Below are 19,813 nucleotides of genomic sequence, written 5' to 3'. Positions count from 1 at the left end.
GTCCAGGGCTCGCCCGCCGGTGGCCGTGGAGACAGGCGCCCCAACGGCCGATGCTCGCGACGCCGTGGATGGCCGGGTCGAGCCCGGCCATGACAATAGACGTAACGATATCAATAAGGTAAGAGACGACCCTGCAGCCCTGCCTCACCCATGCCCGCCGCACTTGTGGTCCGTGTGCAGGTTCGGGCACGTCTCCACGTCGCCCTTGTCCTCCTCCGTCAGCCCGATCCACGCCCGCACCGCCGCCGGATCGAAGCCCGAGCGCCTCTCGCCGGCCGCGGCCATGAGCGGGCGGCGGATGAGTAAGGGTTCGGCGAGCATGGCGGCCAGGGCCTCGGCCTCACCGAAGACCGCCGGATCGACCTCGCCCGACTTCACCGCCGGGGCCGCCTTGTTGAACCACTCGGGCACCGGCTTGGCCCCGAAGAAGGGCCGGAGCGTCTCCGCCGTCCACGGCTCGGTCAGCAGGTTGCGGGCCTCCACGGCGTGGCCGCTGGCGGTCAGCCAGGCCTTCTGCCGCGTGTTGTTGCGGCAGCCCGGCTTTTCGTAGAACACGACGTCCACCATTCCTCGTCCCTCCGTCAGAAGTCGATGCCGCTCAGGCGCAGGAGCGCCGTGGTCTGGGTGTAGATCTCGCCCTTCTTGGCGCCGTCGAGCTTGGTGAGCCACGCCCGCGGAATGGCGTCGACGCCATAGGTCGCCCCCGCCAGCATGCCGGCGATGGCGCCCGTGGTGTCGGCGTCGCCGCCCTGGTTCACCGTCTCGATCAGGCACTGCTTGAAGCTGTCGGTCAGGAAGTAGTAGTGCAGCACCGTCTGCACCGTATCGACCACATAGGCGCTCGACTGGCCCTTGTAGGGGTCGAAGCGGAAGGTGCGGTGCTTTTCCACCAGCTGCTTGGCGAGTTCGCGGCAGTCGCGCATGCCGCCACCCTTGACCAGGGTGCGCACCATGCGGCCGAGGGTCAACGAGGCGTCGTCCGACAGCGGGTGATTGTGGGTGACGTGACACTGCTTCAGCGTCCAGTCCTCGAAGGCCGCGTCGTCATGCAGGGTCGCCAGCACCACGGGCAGGATGCGCATGGCGGCGCCGTTGCCGGCGTCGCCGTCGTGGTAGTCGGTCTGCGTCGTGCCGTGGGTGATGAAGCGGCGGATGCCGCGGCGGCAGGTGTTGCCGACGTCGGGCGGCTTGGTCTTCAGCCACTCGGCGAAGGACTCGTTCACCGCCGTCAGGTCCATGCCGCCGGCCCCGACCAGGGCGCGGCCGAGGGCGAGGGACATGTCGGTGTCGTCGGTCACCTGCCCCGGCTTCAGCCGCAGCCAGCCGCCGCCGACGATCTTGCTGTGCACGCCGTACTGGGTCTGGATCTCGGCGCGCGTCATGAACTCGACGGTCGCACCCAGGGCGTCGCCCACGGCGAGCCCGAGATAGGCGCCGAGCGCCCGCTGGTGCAGGTCGGGTGTCTCCATCACCGGCTCATCCTTCGTCTCTCACAGTGGCCTTCCGCACCCTGTCCCGGGCGCTTGCGACGGCCGTTCCCTGCCCTGCCCGGCCGCTTGTCGCCGCGGCCTTCGCACCCCCTGCAGCGCCCGTGTCAGAAGTACGACACGTCCACCTCGTAGTCGCCGCCGATGACCAGGAACTCGTCCTCCCCCTTCAGCGGGTGCACCGGCAGCAGCCGCGAGAAGAACACCACCTTCGTCACCGGCACCTGCGCCTCCAGGATGTTGTCGCCGAAGCAGCAGGCGATGTCGCGCTCCGACGAGAACGAGATCAGGTTGTTCATGCGGATCACCGCCCGCCGCTTGCCGAGGCGCTCCACCAACTGATGTTCGTCGTAGTCGTTGACGCCGCGCCACAGGGTCAGGTGCGCCGCCCCCGGAGCCACGAAGCGCTCCAGCGCCCATTGGCAGAAGGCGTACATGATGTCCAGCTGCACGTAAATCGAGTTGTTGTGGAAGCGGCTGGACATCTTTTCGGCGATGTAGCCGGCCCAGCTGGGCGAGCCCACCTTCAGGATGGGCTCCTTGTGGTAGGTGGGGAACAGGCCGAAGCGGCTTTCCACCCAGCCCTTCAGCACCGCGCCTTCGGGGCTGTTGTTGTCGTAGCCCCAGCCCTTGAAGAGCCGCAGGTAGCTGGAGCGGAAGCGGCGGACGCCGTCGTTGCGCTTCGCCTTCTCGTGCTGTTCCGGCTCCAGGTCGAACATGGCCGCCATGTACTTGTGCAGGGCGTCGGCGGCGTCGGCCAGCGTCGGGCTGTCCTCCAGCATGGTGAAGAAGGACTTGTTCATCTCGCGCACGCCGGCGATGCGCAGCGGTATGGGATGGGCATTGTAGGCGGCGCTGGCGAGCAGGGCCGTCGGGATGCCCACCAGGTTGGTGCTGTGGCCGACCTGGTGCGGCGGCGGCTTGGCGGTCTTGTCCACGGTCGCGTCGTCCTTTCCGAAGCGAAGCGACAGCCAAGCAAGAACCATGCCCCTGAAGAAAATGAGGGAAAGGCCCGATCAGGGGCCGGCGGGCCGTCGCCGGACCTGTGGGGGTCGCGACACTGTGTGCGGCCTTTGTCGGGTTCGCAACAGTGCCGTCACGGCACGGCGTCGTGTCGGGAAACACCGTCAACCCGTTGAATTTACTCGCCCTTCCAAAGCCCACACGGCTGGTACGTGAACTTGGCACGGCCGATGCATTCGGCGGTCTGCGTGGCGGGTGATTGCCCCGCCGGAGAGTTTCGAAGACCCGACATGGAAAAGGAAGGATAGATCCATGGCTCTGCGTCAGATCGCGTTCTACGGCAAGGGTGGCATCGGCAAGTCCACCACCTCTCAGAACACCCTCGCCGCCCTGGTCGAGATGGGTCAGAAGATCCTGATCGTCGGCTGCGACCCGAAGGCCGACTCCACCCGCCTGATCCTCAACACCAAGCTGCAGGACACCGTGCTGCACCTGGCCGCCGAAGCCGGCTCGGTCGAGGACCTGGAACTCGAAGACGTGATGAAGATCGGCTACAAGGGCATCAAGTGCACCGAGTCCGGCGGTCCGGAGCCGGGCGTCGGCTGCGCCGGCCGTGGCGTCATCACCGCCATCAACTTCCTGGAAGAGAACGGCGCCTACGACGACGTCGACTACGTCTCCTACGACGTGCTGGGTGACGTGGTGTGCGGCGGCTTCGCCATGCCGATCCGCGAGAACAAGGCGCAGGAAATCTACATCGTCATGTCCGGCGAGATGATGGCGCTGTACGCCGCCAACAACATCTCCAAGGGCATCCTGAAGTACGCCAACACCGGCGGCGTGCGCCTCGGCGGGCTGATCTGCAACGAGCGTCAGACCGACAAGGAACTGGAACTGGCCGACGCGCTGGCCGCCAAGCTGGGCTCCAAGGTCATCCACTTCGTGCCGCGCGACAACATCGTCCAGCACGCCGAGCTGCGTCGCCAGACGGTGATCCAGTACGCGCCGGAGAGCAAGCAGGCCGAGGAATACCGCCAGCTCGCCACCAAGATCCACAACAACGCCGGCAAGGGCGTCATCCCGACCCCGATCTCCATGGAAGAGCTGGAAGAGATGCTCATGGAATTCGGCATCATGAAGTCGGACGAGCAGGCCCTGGCCGAACTGGAAGCCAAGGAAGCCGCTGCCGCCGCCGCCAAGGCGTAAGGCGCGGGGCGCCCTCCGGGGCGCCGACGATACCGGCCGCCGCCCCGGAGGGACGTGCGATTCAACGCACGCCGGGGCGGCCCCAGGCCCGCAGGGGCCGGTTGAGAGACAGGAGACAGGCCGATGAGCCTCGACTATACGAACGACAAGGAGCTCTCCCAGAAGCTGATCGCGGAGGTGCTCGAAGCCTACCCCGAGAAGGCGGCGAAGAAGCGCAAGAAGCACCTCGGCGTCACCGAGCTCGGCAAGTCCGACTGCGGCGTGAAGTCGAACGTCAAGTCCGTCCCGGGCATGATGACGATCCGCGGTTGCGCCTACGCCGGCTCCAAGGGCGTGGTGTGGGGCCCCATCAAGGACATGATCCACATCAGCCACGGCCCGGTCGGCTGCGGCCACTACTCCTGGTCTCAGCGCCGCAACTACTACATCGGCAAGACCGGTGTGGACAGCTTCGGCACCATGCAGTTCACGACGGACTTCCAGGAGAAGGACATCGTGTTCGGCGGCGACAAGAAGCTCGAAAAGACGATCGACGAGATCAACGAGCTGTTCCCGCTGGTCAACGGCATCTCCATCCAGTCCGAGTGCCCGATCGGCCTGATCGGTGACGACATCGAAGCCGTCGCCCGCAAGAAGGCCAAGGAAATCGGCAAGACCATCGTGCCGGTCCGCTGCGAAGGCTTCCGCGGCGTCTCCCAGTCCCTCGGCCACCACATCGCCAACGACGCGGTGCGCGACTGGGTGCTGGAGAAGTCCGAGGCGCAGTGGGAAACCAGCGATTACGACGTCGTCATCATCGGCGACTACAACATCGGCGGCGACGCCTGGGCCTCGCGCATCCTGCTCGAGGAAATGGGCCTGCGGGTCATCGGCTCGTGGTCGGGCGACGCCACCCTGGCCGAGCTGGAGCGCGCCCCGAAGGGCAAGCTCAACCTCATCCACTGCTACCGCTCCATGAACTACATCTGCCGCTTCATGGAAGAGAAGTACGGCGTGCCGTGGATGGAATACAACTTCTTCGGCCCGAGCCAGATCGAAGCGTCCCTGCGCAACATCGCCGCGCAGTTCGACGAGACGATCCAGGCCAATGCCGAGAAGGTGATCGCCAAGTACCGCCCGCTGGTCGACGCGGTGGTGGCGAAGTACCGCCCGCGCCTGGAAGGCAAGCGCGTGATGCTCTACGTCGGCGGCCTGCGCCCGCGTCACGTCATCACCGCCTACGAAGATCTCGGCATGGAGATCTGCGGCACGGGCTACGAATTCGCCCATAACGACGACTACCAGCGCACCACCCACTACGTGAAGGACGGCACGCTGATCTACGACGACGTCTCCGGCTTCGAACTGGAGAAGTTCATCGAAGGCCTGCGCCCCGACCTGGTCGGCTCCGGCATCAAGGAAAAGTACGCCACCCAGAAGATGGGCGTGCCCTTCCGCCAGATGCACTCGTGGGACTACTCGGGCCCGTACCACGGCTACGACGGGTTCGCCATTTTCGCCCGCGACATGGACATGGCGATCAACAATCCGGTGTGGGGCCTCTACCAGGCTCCGTGGAAGGCCGCGTAAGCGCCTTCCTTCGCCCGGCCCCACGCTAGAGATCAGGAGTACCCGACATGCCTCAGAGCGCCGAAAAGGTCCTCGACCACAAGCCCCTGTTCCAGGAGCCTGAATATCAGGAGATGTTCAAGGCCAAGAAGGAACAGTTCGAGTGCCCGCACCCCGACGACAAGGTTCAGCAGATCGCCGACTGGACCAAGTCGTGGGACTATCGCGAGAAGAACCTGGCCCGTGAAGCCCTGGTGGTGAACCCGGCCAAGGCCTGCCAGCCGCTGGGTGCGGTGTTCGCCGCCGCCGGCTTCGAAGAGACGCTGTCCTTCGTCCACGGTTCGCAGGGCTGCGTCGCCTACTACCGCTCGCACCTCGCCCGTCACTTCAAGGAAGCGTCCTCGGCCGTTTCCTCGTCCATGACGGAAGACGCGGCCGTGTTCGGCGGCATGAACAACATGATCGACGGCCTGGCGACCGCCGCCAGCCTGTACAAGCCGAAGATGATCGCCGTGTCGACCACCTGCATGGCGGAAGTCATCGGCGACGACCTGCAGGCCTTCATCGCCAACGCCAAGGACAAGGGCTCGGTCGACGCCGAGTTCCCGGTGCCCTTCGCCCACACGCCCGCCTTCGTCGGCAGCCACACCACCGGCTACGACAACATGATGAAGGGCATCCTGACCTACTTCTGGAACAAGGGCACCCGCGTCGCCGGCGAGAAGCTGAACGTCATCCCGGGCTTCGACGGTTACGCCGTCGCCAACAACCGCGAACTGAAGCGGATGCTGGGCCTGATGGGCGTCGAGTACACCCTGCTGTCCGACGTCTCCGACGTCTACGACATGCCGGCCGACGGCACCTTCAACATGTACGCCGGCGGCACCACCATCGAGGACACGGCGGCGGCGCTCAACGCCAAGGCCACCCTCTCGCTGCAGCAGTACTGCACCGAGAAGACCCTCGAATACGCCGCGGAGAAGGGTCAGGCCGTCAAGGCGCTGAACTACCCCATGGGCGTGAAGGGCACCGACGCCTTCCTGATGGCGGTCAAGGAACTGACCGGCAAGGACGTGCCCGATGCCCTGCTGCTGGAGCGTGGCCGCCTGGTCGACGCCATCGCCGACAGCATGAACTACCTGCACGGCAAGAAGTTCGCCATCTACGGCGACCCGGACTTCACGCTGGGCATGGCGCAGTTCCTGCTCGAAGTGGGCGCCGAGCCGACCCACATCCTCGCCACCAACGGCGGCAAGGCCTGGGAAAAGGCCGTGAAGGAACTCCTGGCCAGCTCGCCCTTCGGCGAGGGCTGCCAGGTCTGGGCCGGCAAGGACCTGTGGCACCTGCGCTCGATCCTGGCGACGGAGCCGACCGACTTCCTGATCGGCAACTCCTACGGCAAGTACCTCGAGCGTGACCTCGGCATTCCGCTGATCCGCCTGACCTTCCCGATCTTCGACCGCCACCACCACCACCGCTTCCCGACCTTCGGCTACCAGGGCGGCCTGCGGGTGCTGGTGACGATCCTCGACAAGATCATGGACCAGCTGGACGTCGAGACCAACATTCCGGGCAAGACGGACATCTCGTTCGACCTGACCCGCTGATCGCGACGATCGACCAGAGCATGGCGACCGGCCGGAGGGGCGACCCTCCGGCCGGTCTGCTTTTGGGGGCGGCGGGATGGTTTTGAACCACCAAGGCACCAAGACACCAAGGGGGTCGGAGCGGGGCGGTTGATGCCGAGGGTCGGGTCTCGGGCCGCAGGAGTCTGATACTGTCGACCCTCCCGCCCCTCAGCCGCCAGGCCTGCCCCGCCGGTTGACGCGATCCGCGCCGGCGCCGCGGCGCACCGCTTCCTTGGTGTCTTGGTGTCTTGGAGGTTCCCCCAACGCCGCTCCACACCTGCCGGCAAAGCACAGGGGGCAGGGATGGCCGTCTGGCCGGTTGGGCTTTTTGTCAGGATGGTTTTGAACCACCAAGGCACCAAGACACCAAGGGGTGACGGCGTGGGGCAGTTGATGCAGAGGGTCGGGTCTCGGGCCACAGGAGTCTGATACTGTTGACCTTTCCAGCACTAAGCCGCCCAACCTGCCCCGCCGGTTGACCCGATCCGCGCCGGCGCCGCATCGCACCGGTCCCTTGGTGTCTTGGTGGTTCCCCCGCAAAGCACAAGGGCCGGCACCTCGCGATGCCGGCCCCTGAAATGCGCGAGGGCGGGATGACCGCTTCCCGCCCTCGCACGACCAGGCACCCTCCCCCAAGGACGTCCTGATCGTTTTCCGTCGTCGTCTCCGCAGCGGCCGGGTCAGGCCGCGGCGGCCACCTCGCCGGCCAGCACCGCCGCGGCTTCGGCCAGCGGCAGGGCGAGCACCTGGATGCCCAGCTCGGCGAAGAACTTCTCCTCGTTCTTGGTCGGCGTCTCGGCCAGCACCGCGTAGTACGGCCCCACCGACCGCTTCATGATCTGGCGGGCGTAGGTGCGCAGCATCTGGTCGTAGAAGCGGCAGCCGAGGAAGACGAAGCCGCGCGTCGTGCGCAGGTCCTTCACCAGCGGCGGGATCGGCGACTGGATGTCGATCTCGGTCAGCACTTCCACGTAGTCGCTGTCGGAAATCAGGTAGTTGGCTGCCGGCGCCACCGAGCCGTGGGGCTTGTAGAGCACCGTCTGCCACGCGGCGGCCGCGCCCTCGTCCTCCAGCTCCGTGCCGGCGGCGTCGAAGGTCTTGCGCCAGATGTCGCGCCATTCGCCGTTGCGAGTGACGCCCTGGATCTGGCCCCACTCCGCCGCCGGCCGGGCCTCGGCCAGGGCGGCGGCCATGGCGCCGTCGTACCAGGTGTCGATGATGAGCGGCAGGCCGGGCAGTCCGGCGAGCCAGTGGTGCAGCGGCGTCGGGGCCACGGCCGGGCCGAAGATCTCGGCCAGCAGCTTCATCAGCGTCTGGCGGTGGCGGCGGCTTTCGATGTACTGGGCCACCGACCACATGTTGCCGCGGATGCGCCCGGGCACCGCCACCTTGGCGTTCAGCCGGTCGGCGAGGCCGCGGGTGGTGACGGGAATGGAGGCCGGCTGGCCGTCGGCCACCAGCAGGTCGGGGCCGAGGTAGGGGATCAGGCGGCCGGCGGCGATGTCGTCGCGCAGGCCGAGGAGCACGTCGCGCGCGGCGGCGGCGGTGAGCGGGGCGGTCATGGGCGCCTCCTGCGGGAACCGGGCTGATGGGGGGACGAAGGGACGCGCTCAGTCCTCGCCGGACAGCTTGCGGGCGTCGACGGTGATCGGCAGGCGGGTATCCGCCGGCAACTCCGGCATCTGGAACTTCCAACCGTTGGAGAGCGTCACGATGCCGCCCCAGATCTGCCCGTTGTCCATGGCGACGACCTTCTCCTCGAGGTCCTTCTTCGGCACGTAGGCCTCGTAGATGTCGCCGACCATGCGGATCGTGACCTTCATCGCTTGCTCTCCTGCTCTTCGACCACGTCGAGTTCGTGCACGCGCATGCCGACGACGTAGCCGCGGTCGATGAAGTCCACGCCGTAGATGTAATAGCGCTGCAGGAAGGTGCCGATGGAATGGACGTAGCCGACGTCGCCCTTCTTCACCAGCAGTTCGCCGATTTCCTTGCCGGGGAAGGTGCCATCGTTACGCACGTTCTTGCGCGAGACGACCTTCATGCCGTACTCGTACTTGGGATCGTCGTAGATCTCCACCACCTCGTCACGCATCGGGGGAACCTCCTGTCCGGGGGGAGCCGTCCACCGCGATCACGGTCGCCTGCCGCGGGGTCAGCCGGGAGCGGGCCATGTCGGCGACCACGTCCACGGGGTCGCCGGCGAGCACCGCCAGGTGTTCGGGGTCCGCCCGCTCCGCCACGGCGAAGCGGATGCGGAAGTCGGGATCGTCGAGCAGCACGGCCAGCTGGTGGCCGGTCAGGCGCTGCGCCACTTCCAGGCGCACCAGCGGGTCCTCGTCCCACGCCATGGCGATCAGCCAGTCCTCGGCGATGCGGCGGGCGACGACGCGGCGCACCTCGGGCTCGCGGTCGTGCATCATCATGGGCAGCATGTCGTGCGGCAGGCGCCGCGCCGTGACCATGCGCACGTAGTAGTCCTCGTCCGAGCCGAGCGGCACCAGGTCGGCGCCGGTCAGGCGGGCGGCGACGGCAACGCGGACCTTGCGGTCGGCATCGGCGCGCAGGCGCAGCGCCTGACGGGCCGGCAGCCGCATCACGGCGGCAGCGCGTACCTCGGGATCGGGATCGGCCAGCAGGGCCGGCAGTTTGAAGATGCTGGCGTGGCGGACGGAGATGGCGCGCACCTCGAAATGCGGGTGCGACAGGCCGATGTCCGACAGCTCGGGATTGGTGTCGAAGAAGCGCTCGATGAGCTTGGCGTAGCGGTCGTGCACGCAGGCCAGCATGGGCTTGCACAGACCCTTGGCGAGCACGCCGTCGCGGAATTCGCAGGCGGAACAGCTGACCGGGCGGCCCTGCCAGTCGATGGCCTGGACCGGCTCGCCGGTGCGAAGCGCGCCTTCGGCGCTGCTGCTCGTGGTGTCCGCCGACATGGTTTCCGCCCCTTCTCGCCCGTTCTTCTCCCGCTCCTCGGCCGCTGGTCGGCCGGGGCGGGGTTGACCGGGCAGCGGCGGCGGCACAAGGCCCCCAGAGGCCGCCGCCGCGCCCGTCACCCTTACGCCGCCGGTACGCAGGCGCCGGAAGGGCAGACCGCTGCACACTTGGTGGCGGTGTCGCCGTCACACTCGGTGCACTTGTCGGGATTGATGATGTAGGTGTCGCCCTTCATGCGGATCGCGCCGTTGGGGCATTCGAACTCACAGGCGCCGCACACGGTGCATTCGGCCGCCAGGATCTTGTAGGCCATGGAACCAACTCCTCTCGAAGTCCACGTTCGTGGGTTTATGTGACGGGTCCGTGCCTGACGCCCCCAGGCTCAGGCACTCGCCCGTCCGGCGTCCACCGTGCCCACCGATGCGGTGTAGTAGGCGCCGATGGAGGATTCGATGTACTCGTAGGCGTAGGCGTCGCTGACGGTCAGCCCCGCCTTTTCCAGCGCCTCGCGCGGGCAGTCGCCGATCTTGGCGGTGAGCACGGTCGAGACGCCTTCCAGCGCGGCGATGATGACGTCGAGCTTGTCGTCCTCGCCGTAGCCGCCGACGCAGTAGTTGTCCGCCCGGCGGTGGCCGACGAAGCGCACGCCCGTGGCGTCCACCTCGAAGACCTGGAACTCGCGGGCGTGGCCGAAGTGCTGGTTGATGCGCCCGCCGCCCTTGGTGGTGACGGCGACCAGCAGCGGCTTGGCCGCTTCCGGCTCGGCGACGTGGGCCAGCGCCTCGGTGGCGGCGGCGGTCGCCTTGCGGTGGTCGGCCCGCTCGGCCTCCACCAGATCGCGGTAGAGCTTGCGCTTCTCCGGGTCGTAGGAGATGTCCTCGGGCAGCTTGTCGAGGGTGAACTCCTGCCCGCGGTCCTCGCCCAGCAGGCCGACCGCATCGGCGCGGCACTGGCGGCAGTGGCGCATGAGGTTGGCGCCGCCCGCCAGATCGTCCTGCAGGGCCTTCAGCTCCATGGGCGTCGGGCCGCGCTGGCCGACCAGCCCGAAGTGGGTGCCGTGCTCCGCCGCCGAGATGAGCGGCATGACGTTGTGCAGGAAGGCGCCGCGCTTCTTCACCTCGGCGTTGACGACCTTCAGGTGGTCGTCGTTGATGCCGGGGATCATGACCGAGTTGATCTTCACCAGGATGCCGCGCTCGGTCAGCATCTCCAGGCCGAGCATCTGCCGCTCGTGCAGGATGCGGCTGGCCTCGACGCCGGTGATGCGCTTGCCCTCGAAGTAGATCCACGGGTAGATCTGCGCGCCGATCTCGGGGTCGACCATGTTGATGGTGATCGTCACGTGGTCGATGTTGTGCTTGGCGATCTCCTCCACGTGGTCGGGCAGCGCCAGACCGTTGGTGGAGATGCAGAACTTGATGTCGGGCAGGTGCTGCTCGACCAGTTCGAAGGTCTTGAAGGTCTTGCGCCAGTCGAACAGGCTGTCGCCCGGCCCGGCGATGCCGAGCACCGACAGCTGCGGCACCTCGTTGGCGACGGCGATCACCTTGCGCGCCGCCTGTTCGGGCGTCAGGCGCTCCGACACCACGCCCGGCCGGCTCTCGTTGGCGCAATCGTACTTGCGGTTGCAGTAGTTGCACTGGATGTTGCAGGCTGGCGCCACGGCGACGTGCATGCGGGCGAAGTAGTGGTGGGCCTCCTCGCTGTAGCAGGGATGGTCCTTGATCTTCTCCCACACCTCGGGCGGCATGTCGGCCGGACCCTCGGAACTGCCGCAGGACGAGGACGAACAGCCGCCCTTCGACAGGTCGGCCCGCATCTCGGCGGTGGACGCCGGCTGGGTCAGGATGCTGTCCAACGAGATCACCTGGCTCACGGGCCGTCTCCCTCGCTCCGGTTGGCTCTGCCGGACGGGATTGCACGTGCCGTGCCAGATGCTAAGTCATTGTTTTACATGGATTGTCGCCCCAGGCCCGGCTGTCGCACCTGTGACACCCGTGTCGTAACCCCGACAAGTCGGCGGGTCGTTCGGCGGGCGCCGGGCCGCGTCGGTGACGTTTCGGCGATTTCGGCAGCGGAACGCGCAGTCGGGCGTTGTTTTGCAACGAAACCGACAGCGACGACGGAGGACGACGGCCCATGTGCGGCATCTGCGGCGAAATCAGGTTCGACACGACGGCGGCGGATACCGCGGCGGTGGCCCGCATGGCCGGCCGCATGCAGGACCGCGGCCCCGATGCCGCCGGCCTGTTCGCGCAGGGCCGCGTCGCCTTCGGTCACCGGCGCCTGAAGATCATCGACCTGTCCGACAGCGCCCAGCAGCCCATGGTGGACGCCGACCTCGGCCTGTCCATCGTGTTCAACGGCTGCATCTACAACTACCCGGAACTGCGCGGCGAGCTGGAGGGCAAAGGCTACCGCTTCTTCAGCCACGGCGACACGGAAGTGATCCTCAAGGCGTTCCACGCCTGGGGGCCGGACTGCGTCACCCGCTTCCACGGCATGTTCGCCTTCGCGGTGTGGGAACGCGACACCGGCCGCGTCACCTTCGCCCGCGACCGCCTGGGCATCAAGCCGCTCTACCTCGCCGAGGTGCCGGGCGGCCTGCGCTTCGCCTCCGCCCTGCCCGCCCTGCTGGCCGGTGGACGCGAGGACATCGACACCGACGTCGATCCGGTCGCCCTGCACCACTACATGATGTTCCACGCCGTCGTGCCGGCGCCGCGCACCATCCTGAAGGGCGTGCGCAAGCTGCCGCCTGCCACCATCATGACCGTCGAGCCCGACGGCCGGCGCGAGAGCCGCACCTACTGGGACCTAGCCGTGCAGCAGTCCGACGCCGACCGCCGCCTCTCCGGCGAGGAGTGGCAGGACCGCGTGATGGAAGCCCTTCGCCTCGCCGTGAAGCGCCGGCTGGTGGCCGACGTGCCGGTGGGCGTGCTGCTGTCGGGCGGCCTCGATTCCAGCCTCATCGTCGGCCTGCTGGCGGAACAGGGCCAGCAGGGCCTGAAAACGTTCTCCGTCGGCTTCGAGGCGGCCGGCGGCGAGAAGGGCGACGAGTTCCAGTATTCCGACATCGTCGCCGAGCACTTCGGCACCGACCACCACAAGATCTTCGTCGAAAGCGACCGCCTGCTGGAAACCCTGCCCCGCACCTTCGCCGCCATGAGCGAGCCCATGGTGTCTTACGACAACGTCGGCTTCTACCTGCTCAGCCAGGAGGTCAGCCGGCATGTCCACGTGGTGCAGTCGGGCCAGGGCGCCGACGAGGTGTTCGGCGGCTACCATTGGTACCCGCCCCTGCTGGAAAGCGACGATCCGGTCGCCGACTACGCCCGCGTGTTCTTCGACCGCACGCAGGAGGAATACGCGCGGACGGTCGACCGCCGCTTCGTCGACGGCACCCACCACAGCCTGAACTTCGTGCGCGAGCGCTTCGGCCGCCCCGGCGCCGACCGACCGGTGGACAAGGCGCTGCGCCTCGACACCACCGTCATGCTGGTGGACGACCCGGTGAAGCGTGTCGACAACATGACAATGGCCTGGGGCCTGGAGGCGCGCGTGCCCTTCCTGGACCACGAGTTGGTGGAGCTGGCCGGCCGCATCCCCGCCGAGCACAAGGTGCGCGACGGCGGCAAGTGGGTGCTGAAGGAAGGCGCGCGCAAGGTCATCCCGTCGGCCGTCATCGACCGCCCCAAGGGCTACTTCCCGGTGCCAGCGCTCAAGTACATCGAGGGGCCGTACCTGGATTTCGTGCGCGATCACCTGACCTCGGCCAAGGCGCGCGAGCGGGCGCTGTTCAACCCGGCCGCCGTCGACCAACTGCTGGCCTCGCCCACGGATCGCATCACGCCGCTGCGCGGTTCCAAGCTGTGGCAGGTGGCGCTGCTCGAGATGTGGCTGCAGACGCACGGTCTGTGAGCGCGCCCCGCGCGTTGACCTGATCCGCACCGACCGAGAGGGACGCGACACAATCATGGCCCGCAAGCCGACGCCTCTGCCCCAAGGCCACCACGACCACCGGCTCGACCGCATCAGTTCGCCGTCGCTGAAGAACTGGGGCGACATGCCGACCAACCCCGCCGCCCAGGCCATGCAGCGCGACGTGGTGGTGGAATGCGGCTGGGGGCGCCTGATCTTCGCCCAGACCTTCGAGGACCCGCGCAAGGTCGCCGATGCCTTGCGCCAGGAAAGCCCCGGCCAGCGCGACATCGCCTTCTACCTGCGCGACCCCCACGTCGCCCTGGCGCACGCGCCGCAGGAACTGTTCCTCGACCCCAGCCACACCTTCCGCTTGTGGGTCGACCGCTACCGCGCGCCGCACCGCCGTCCGGCCGGCTTCGTCGTGCGCAAGATCAAGAGCCCCGACGAAGCGGAGCAGGTGAACCGCATCTACGTTGGCCGCCACATGGTGCCCTTCCGCGAGGATTTCCTGTGGGCCAACCGCAATTCGCGGGTGCTGACGGTGCTGGTGGCGGTGGACGAGGCCAGCGGCCGCATCATCGGCGTCACCACCGGCGTCGACCACGCCCGCGCCTTCGACGACCCCGACAACGGCTCGTCCCTGTGGGCGCTGGCGGTGGATCCGCAGTCGTCCCTGCCCGGCATCGGCGAGGCGCTGGTGCGCCACCTGGCGGAGCACTACAAGGCGTGCGGCCGGGCCTTCATGGACCTGTCGGTGATGCACACCAACACCCTCGCCATCAAGCTCTACGAGAAGCTGGGGTTCGAGCGCGTGCCGGTGTTCACCCTGAAGAACAAGAACTCCATCAACGAGCGGCTCTACATCGGACCGGAGCCGGAGGCGAACCTCAACCCCTACGCCCGCATCATCGTCGACGAGGCGCGGCGGCGCGGCATCGCGGTGGAGGTGATCGACGAGGAGGCCAACTATTTCGCCCTGTCCTTCGGCGGCCGCGCCATCGTCTGCCGCGAGAGCCTGAGCTGACCACCGCCGTCGCCATGTCGCGCTGCGACGACAAGGCGGTGACGCGCCGCCTGCTCGACCGCGCCGGCCTGCGCGTGCCGGCCCAGCGCAAGGCGGGGTCGGAGGACGACAACGCCGCCTTCCTCGCCTCCTGCGACGGCCGCATCGTCGTCAAGCCGGCGCGCGGCGAGCAGGGCCACGGCATTTCCGTCGACGTGCGCGATGCCGACGCCGTAGCGCGCGCCGTCGAGGAGGCACGGCGGTTCTGCGACACCGTGCTGCTGGAGGAATTCTGCGAGGGCCAGGACCTGCGCATCATCGTCATCGACTGCAAGGTGGTGGCCGCCGCCGTGCGCCGCCCCGCCTGCATCACCGGCAACGGCCGCAACACGGTGCGCGAACTGATCGAGGCGCAGAGCCGCCGCCGCGCCGCCGCCACCGGCGGCGAGAGCCGCATCCCGCTCGACGGCGAGACCGAGCGCTGCCTCGCCATGGAAAGCCTGTCCTACGACGACGTGCCCGAGGACGGCCGCACCGTTTTCGTGCGCAAGACCGCCAACCTGCACACCGGCGGCACCATCCACGACGTCACCGACCGCCTGCACCACACCCTGGTGGAGGCGGCGGTGCTGGGCGCGCGGGCGCTCGACATCCCGGTGGTCGGCTTCGACTTCCTGGTGCCCGACATCGGCGGCCCCGACTACGTCGTCATCGAGGCCAACGAGCGCCCCGGCCTCGCCAATCACGAGCCGCAACCGACGGCGGAGCGTTTCATCGACCTGCTGTTCCCGCAGACCCGCTTCGCGCCGCCCGCCGGCCGTTCGTCCGATCGCCGCCACCACGAGGGAGCCTGATGCCGTGCGACGCCTCGACGTCGATACCGACTATCTGCTGCGAGTCCTCCTGCGCCTGCTGGAAACCCCCTCGCCCACCGGCATGACCGATGCCGTGGTGCATGCCGTGCTGGAAGAACTGGAAGCCCTCGGCATCCCTTACGAGCTGACGCGGCGCGGCGCCATCCGCGCCAACCTGTCTGGCACGCGCTACAGCCCCGACCGCGCCATCATCGGCCACATCGACACCCTCGGCGCCATCGTCAAGCGGCTGAAGGACAACGGCCGCGTGTCGCTGGCCATGATCGGCCACTGGTCGGCCCGCTTCGCCGAGGGCGCCCGCTGCACGATCTACAGCGACGACGGCCGCAGCTTCCGCGGCACCATCCTGCCGTTGAAGGCCTCCGGCCACGTCTACAACGAGGAGATCGACACCCAGCCCTCCACCTGGGAAAACCTGGAGGTCCGCATCGACGAGGTCTGCCACTCCAGGAAGGACCTGGAGGAGCTTGGCATCAACGTCGGCGACCACGTCTCCATCGATCCCCAGCCCGAGGTGACCGGCACCGGCTTCATCAACTCCCGCCACCTGGACGACAAGGCGGGCGTCGCCGCCATCCTCGCGGCCGCCAAGGCGGTGCGCGACGAAGGGGTGGAACTGCCGGTGGACTGCCACCTGCTGTTCACCATCTCGGAAGAAGTGGGCGTCGGCGCCTCGCACATCCTGCACGGCGACGTGGCCGAGATGGTCTCGGTGGACAACGGCACCATCGCGCCCGGCCAGAACACCAGCGAGTACGGCGCCACCATCTCCATGCAGGACATGTCCGGGCCGTTCGACTGGTACCTGACGCGCAAGCTGATCGAGCTGTGCAAGAGCTTCGGCATCGAGCACACGCGCGACGTCTTCCGCTACTACCGCTCCGACGCCGCGTCGGCGCTGGAGGCCGGCAACGACATCCGCACCGCCCTGCTGTGCTTCGCCGTCGACGGCAGCCACGGGTGGGAGCGCACCCACGTCAAGAGCCTGCGGGCCGTCGCCTCGCTGCTCGCGCTCTACATGCAGTCGGACCCGGCCTTCAAGCGCGACCGCAAGCCCATCGGCCCCAAGGGCGACTTCCCGAAACAGCAGATGCAGTACGACAGCTGTTCGGAGTAGGCTCGCGCCATGACCGAGAAGGAAAAGATGCTGGCCGGCGAGCTGTATCGCGCCGGCGACCCCGAACTGGTCGCCGACCGGCGCCGGGCGCAGGAGTTGCTGCGCAATTACAACGTCACCACCCTCGCCGACGGCCGGCGGCGGCGGGAAATCCTCGGCCGCCTGCTCGGCGGCTACGGCGAGAGCGTGGCAATCCGCGCGCCCTTCTATTGCGACTACGGCTACAACATCGTGCTCGGGCGCGACGTGTTCCTGAACTTCGGCTGCGTGCTGCTGGACGTTTGCCGCATCGAGATCGGCGACGGCACCCAGATCGGCCCGCAGGTCCAGATCTACGCCGCCGACCACCCCCGCGACCCGGAGGCCCGCCGCCAGGGGCTGGAGAACGGCCGCCCCGTCACCGTCGGGCGCAACGTGTGGATCGGCGGGCAGGCGATCCTGCTGCCCGGCATCACGGTCGGCGACGACGCGGTGATCGGCGCCGGCAGCGTGGTGACGAAGGACGTGCCGGCCTGCGCGACGGTGGTCGGCAACCCGGCCCGCCCGGTGCGCTGAGGCGCACGCGGCTCAGGCGCCGGGGCGTCCCGCCCGCACCTTCCAGGCGAGCGGCATCAGCAGGGTGACGGCGGCGATCTTCAGCGCCTCGGCCGGCGCGAAGGGCACGACGCCGAGGTCGAGCGCCCGCTCCGGCCCGATGAGCAGCGCGAGCCGAGCCCAGCCGAGGCCGAGGATGACGACGACGCAGAACGTCATGGCGAGGCCCGCAGTGAACGCCCGCCGATCCCAGCCCCGATCGCCCAGCCATCCGGCCAGCCACCCGGCGACGAGAAAGCCGGCGATGTATCCCGCGGTCGGGCCGGTCATGTAGGCGAGGCCGATGCCGCGCGCCGGCGTTCCCGCGAACACCGGCAGCCCGGCGGCGCCGAGCACCAGATAGGCGGCGACAGTCACCACGCCGAGGCGGGCGCCATAGACGGTGCCCACGGCGAACACCGCGATGGTCTGCAGGGTCATGGGCACCGGCCAGAAGGGAACCTGCACCTTGGCCGCCGCCACCAGCAGGGCCACCCCGATCACCACCAGCACGGCACCGCGGCCCATCGCCTGCACAGGATGCAAGTCGCGGTCGGACAGGCTGAAGACGGAACCGGGCATGCGTTCTTCCGATGAGCAGACCGGCGGGGAAAACCCACCAGTTCTACGGTCATAGATCATCGGGCAGAGGCAGGCAAAGAAAACACCACCCTTTTATCCGCCTGGACAGGTCCTCAGGGGGAGAGAGCGATACCTTGGTCGGCCGTCCCCGGCGCCTGTTCGGCGGCAAACTGCAACTGATAGAGGCGCGCGTAGGCGCCGTCGCGCCGAAGGAGATCCTCGTGGGTGCCGCTCTCGATGACGCGGCCGTGGTCGACGACGTGGATGAGGTCGGCGCTGACCACGGTGGAGAGCCGGTGGGCGATGACCAGCGTGGTGCGGCCCTTCATCAGTTCTTCCAGCGCCGCCTGCACCTGGCGCTCGCTTTCGGTGTCGAGCGCGCTGGTGGCCTCGTCGAGCAGCAGGATGGGGGCGTTCTTCAGCATGGCGCGGGCGATGGCGAGGCGCTGGCGCTGGCCGCCGGACAGCTTGAGGCCGCGCTCGCCGACCAGCGTGTCGTAGCCCTGCGGCAGGCGCTCGATGAACTCGTGCGCCGCGGCATGGCGGGCCGCCGCCTCGATCTCGGCGCGGTCGGCGTCGGGGCGGCCGTAACCGATGTTGTTGGCGACCGTGTCGTCGAACAACACCACCTCCTGGCTCACCAGGGCGACGGCGTTGCGCAGGGACTCCAGCGTCACGTCGCGCACGTCCATGCCGTCCACCGTGACGCGGCCGTCGGTGACGTCGTAGAAGCGCGGGATGAGGTTCATGACCGTCGACTTGCCGGCGCCCGACGGTCCGACCAGCGCCACGGTCTTGCCCGCCGGCACCTCCAGCGTCAGGTCGCGCAGCGCCGGGCGGTCGTCGGTGTCGGCGGCATCGTAGCGGAAGGTGACGCGCTCCATCCGCACGCCGCCGCCGGCGAGCGCCAGCGGTGCCGCACCGGGGCGGTCGGCGATGGACGGGCGGGTGTCGAGCACGTCGAACAGCCGCTGCGCCGCCGCCAGGCCTTCCTGCACCGTGGTGTTCAGGCGGGCCAGCGACTTCAGCGGCTGGTAGGCCATCATCAGCGCCGTGATGAACGAGAAGAAGGCGCCGGTGGTGGTCACGCCCTCGATCACCCGGTAGCCGCCGTAGACGATGACGACGGTGACCGCGAGGCCTCCCAGCGTCTCCATGATGGGGCTGGAGGCGGCGCGCGTCAGGGCCGCCTTCTGGGTCAGGCGGTAGACGTCTTCCGTCAGGCCGGCCACCCGCTCGCGCTCGCGGCGCTCCATGCGGTAGGCCTTCACCATGCGGATGCCGGCGAAGGACTGCTCCAGGATGGTGTTGAACAGGCCCATGTGTTCCTGCGTGTTCACCGACACCTTGCGCATGCGCCGGCCGAGGCGGGCGATGGGGTAGATGGCGATGGGGAACACGAAGAAGGCGACCGCCGCCAGCAGCCAGTCCTGGTAGAACATGACCGCGATCAGCGCGACCGCGGTCAGCGCGTCCTTGCCGAAGCCGGTGATGGCGTTGGAGACGGCGGCGCGCAGCATGTTCACGTCGACCAGGAAACGCGACACCAGCGAGCCCGTCTTGTGCTGCTGGAAGAAGGCAACGTCCATGGTGGTCAGGTGGCCGTACAGGCGGTTCTGCAAGTCGGCGATCACCCGCAGGCCGACGTGGCTCATGAGGCCGGACTGGGCGTAATCGGCGAGGCCCTTGACCGTGAAGGTCAGCAGCACCGCGACGGCCACCGGCCACAGCATGCTCTGGTCCTTGGCGGTGAACACCTTGTCGACCACCGGCTCCATGAGCCAGGCGGTCAGGCCCTGCGCGCCGGCGGCGACCGCCATGCAGACGACGGCGAGCCCGATGCGCCCGGCGTAGGGCTTCACCGCCTCGCGCAGCAGGCGGCCGAACAGGGCGCGGGAGGAATGCTTGGCGTTGCGGACGGGCTTCGGGGTCTCGGCGGACAAGGCGGCTTCCAGGCGGTGGCGCGACGG

At 68.2% G+C, this 19,813-nt stretch carries 19 protein-coding genes; 8 read left to right on the top strand and 11 right to left on the bottom strand.

What is annotated here, in order from left to right; translation table 11 throughout:
- Positions 1-144: 144 nt before the first annotated feature.
- From CRP50_RS08840 to CRP50_RS08830, 3 genes are all read right to left on the bottom strand, one after another.
- Positions 145-567 (bottom strand): ArsC/Spx/MgsR family protein, encoded by a 423-nt coding sequence (locus tag CRP50_RS08840; protein ID WP_097278681.1) that lies wholly within the window; start codon positions 565-567, stop codon positions 145-147.
- Between the two features lie 14 nt (positions 568-581).
- Positions 582-1,469: an ADP-ribosyl-[dinitrogen reductase] hydrolase gene (draG, locus tag CRP50_RS08835; protein WP_097278680.1), complete on the bottom strand. Its 888-nt coding sequence runs from the start codon at positions 1,467-1,469 to the stop codon at positions 582-584.
- Positions 1,470-1,594: 125 nt separating this feature from the next.
- On the bottom strand, positions 1,595-2,425 hold the full coding sequence (locus CRP50_RS08830) for an NAD(+)--dinitrogen-reductase ADP-D-ribosyltransferase (protein ID WP_245913413.1): 831 nt from the start codon (positions 2,423-2,425) through the stop codon (positions 1,595-1,597).
- A gap of 337 nt (positions 2,426-2,762) precedes the next feature.
- Here CRP50_RS08830 and nifH point away from each other — a divergent pair, with 337 nt between their 5' ends.
- The 3 genes from nifH (at position 2,763) to nifK (ending at position 6,811) form a co-directional block, all read left to right on the top strand.
- Positions 2,763-3,656, top strand: coding sequence for a nitrogenase iron protein (gene nifH, locus CRP50_RS08825; RefSeq protein WP_097278677.1), 894 nt, complete (start codon positions 2,763-2,765; stop codon positions 3,654-3,656).
- A gap of 123 nt (positions 3,657-3,779) precedes the next feature.
- Positions 3,780-5,225 carry a nitrogenase molybdenum-iron protein alpha chain gene (nifD, locus tag CRP50_RS08820; RefSeq protein ID WP_097278676.1) on the top strand — a complete coding sequence of 482 codons (1,446 nt, stop codon included), beginning with the start codon at positions 3,780-3,782 and terminating at the stop codon, positions 5,223-5,225.
- A gap of 47 nt (positions 5,226-5,272) precedes the next feature.
- Positions 5,273-6,811, top strand: coding sequence for a nitrogenase molybdenum-iron protein subunit beta (gene nifK / locus CRP50_RS08815; RefSeq protein ID WP_097278675.1), 1,539 nt, complete (start codon positions 5,273-5,275; stop codon positions 6,809-6,811).
- 701 nt (positions 6,812-7,512) lie between these two features.
- On the opposite strand, the gene CRP50_RS08810 is transcribed toward nifK, so the two are convergent.
- From CRP50_RS08810 to nifB, 6 genes are all read right to left on the bottom strand, one after another.
- Entirely contained in the window at positions 7,513-8,394 is an 882-nt protein-coding gene (locus CRP50_RS08810; RefSeq protein WP_097278673.1) for an SIR2 family NAD-dependent protein deacylase, read from the bottom strand.
- 48 nt (positions 8,395-8,442) lie between these two features.
- A complete protein-coding gene (gene nifT / locus CRP50_RS08805; protein WP_097278672.1) occupies positions 8,443-8,655 on the bottom strand; it encodes a putative nitrogen fixation protein NifT in 213 nt (70 codons plus the stop codon).
- Entirely contained in the window at positions 8,652-8,927 is a 276-nt protein-coding gene (locus tag CRP50_RS08800; protein ID WP_097278671.1) for a nitrogen fixation protein NifZ, read from the bottom strand. Before CRP50_RS08800 ends, nifT begins: the two co-directional genes overlap by 4 nt.
- On the bottom strand, positions 8,920-9,768 hold the full coding sequence (locus CRP50_RS08795; RefSeq protein WP_097278669.1) for a 4Fe4S-binding leucine-rich repeat protein: 849 nt from the start codon (positions 9,766-9,768) through the stop codon (positions 8,920-8,922). The genes CRP50_RS08800 and CRP50_RS08795 overlap by 8 nt, the downstream gene beginning before the upstream one ends.
- A gap of 122 nt (positions 9,769-9,890) precedes the next feature.
- Positions 9,891-10,082, bottom strand: a complete 192-nt coding sequence (locus CRP50_RS08790) for a 4Fe-4S dicluster domain-containing protein (RefSeq protein ID WP_097278668.1) — start codon at positions 10,080-10,082, stop codon at positions 9,891-9,893.
- A 69-nt stretch (positions 10,083-10,151) separates the two neighbouring features.
- Positions 10,152-11,588: a nitrogenase cofactor biosynthesis protein NifB gene (nifB, locus tag CRP50_RS08785; RefSeq protein WP_097278965.1), complete on the bottom strand. Its 1,437-nt coding sequence runs from the start codon at positions 11,586-11,588 to the stop codon at positions 10,152-10,154.
- A 320-nt stretch (positions 11,589-11,908) separates the two neighbouring features.
- On the opposite strand from nifB, the gene CRP50_RS08780 reads away from it, so the two are divergent.
- From CRP50_RS08780 to CRP50_RS08765, 5 genes are read left to right on the top strand one after another with little or no spacing between them, the layout of a single operon-like run.
- Entirely contained in the window at positions 11,909-13,690 is a 1,782-nt protein-coding gene (locus CRP50_RS08780) for an N-acetylglutaminylglutamine amidotransferase (RefSeq protein WP_097278667.1), read from the top strand.
- A 55-nt stretch (positions 13,691-13,745) separates the two neighbouring features.
- Entirely contained in the window at positions 13,746-14,717 is a 972-nt protein-coding gene (locus tag CRP50_RS26435; RefSeq protein ID WP_322090848.1) for a GNAT family N-acetyltransferase, read from the top strand.
- Positions 14,718-14,731: 14 nt separating this feature from the next.
- On the top strand, positions 14,732-15,550 hold the full coding sequence (locus tag CRP50_RS26430; RefSeq protein ID WP_322090847.1) for a hypothetical protein: 819 nt from the start codon (positions 14,732-14,734) through the stop codon (positions 15,548-15,550).
- 4 nt (positions 15,551-15,554) lie between these two features.
- Complete coding sequence (locus CRP50_RS08770; RefSeq protein ID WP_097278665.1) at positions 15,555-16,688, top strand: osmoprotectant NAGGN system M42 family peptidase; 1,134 nt, start codon at positions 15,555-15,557, stop codon at positions 16,686-16,688.
- A 9-nt stretch (positions 16,689-16,697) separates the two neighbouring features.
- Complete coding sequence (locus tag CRP50_RS08765; RefSeq protein WP_097278663.1) at positions 16,698-17,243, top strand: sugar O-acetyltransferase; 546 nt, start codon at positions 16,698-16,700, stop codon at positions 17,241-17,243.
- 12 nt (positions 17,244-17,255) lie between these two features.
- Here the strand turns inward: CRP50_RS08765 and CRP50_RS08760 are convergent, their stop codons facing one another.
- Both CRP50_RS08760 and msbA read right to left on the bottom strand, forming a co-directional pair.
- Complete coding sequence (locus CRP50_RS08760; protein WP_097278661.1) at positions 17,256-17,843, bottom strand: biotin transporter BioY; 588 nt, start codon at positions 17,841-17,843, stop codon at positions 17,256-17,258.
- Between the two features lie 113 nt (positions 17,844-17,956).
- Entirely contained in the window at positions 17,957-19,786 is a 1,830-nt protein-coding gene (msbA, locus tag CRP50_RS08755; RefSeq protein ID WP_097278660.1) for a lipid A export permease/ATP-binding protein MsbA, read from the bottom strand.
- Between the last annotated feature and the right edge of the window lie 27 nt (positions 19,787-19,813).

The sequence above is a fragment of the Caenispirillum bisanense genome (assembly GCF_900230255.1).
Taxonomy (GTDB): domain Bacteria; phylum Pseudomonadota; class Alphaproteobacteria; order Rhodospirillales; family Rhodospirillaceae; genus Caenispirillum; species Caenispirillum bisanense_A.
Note: the sequence above shows the minus strand (reverse complement) of the source record. Positions and strands in the feature narration are given on the sequence as shown.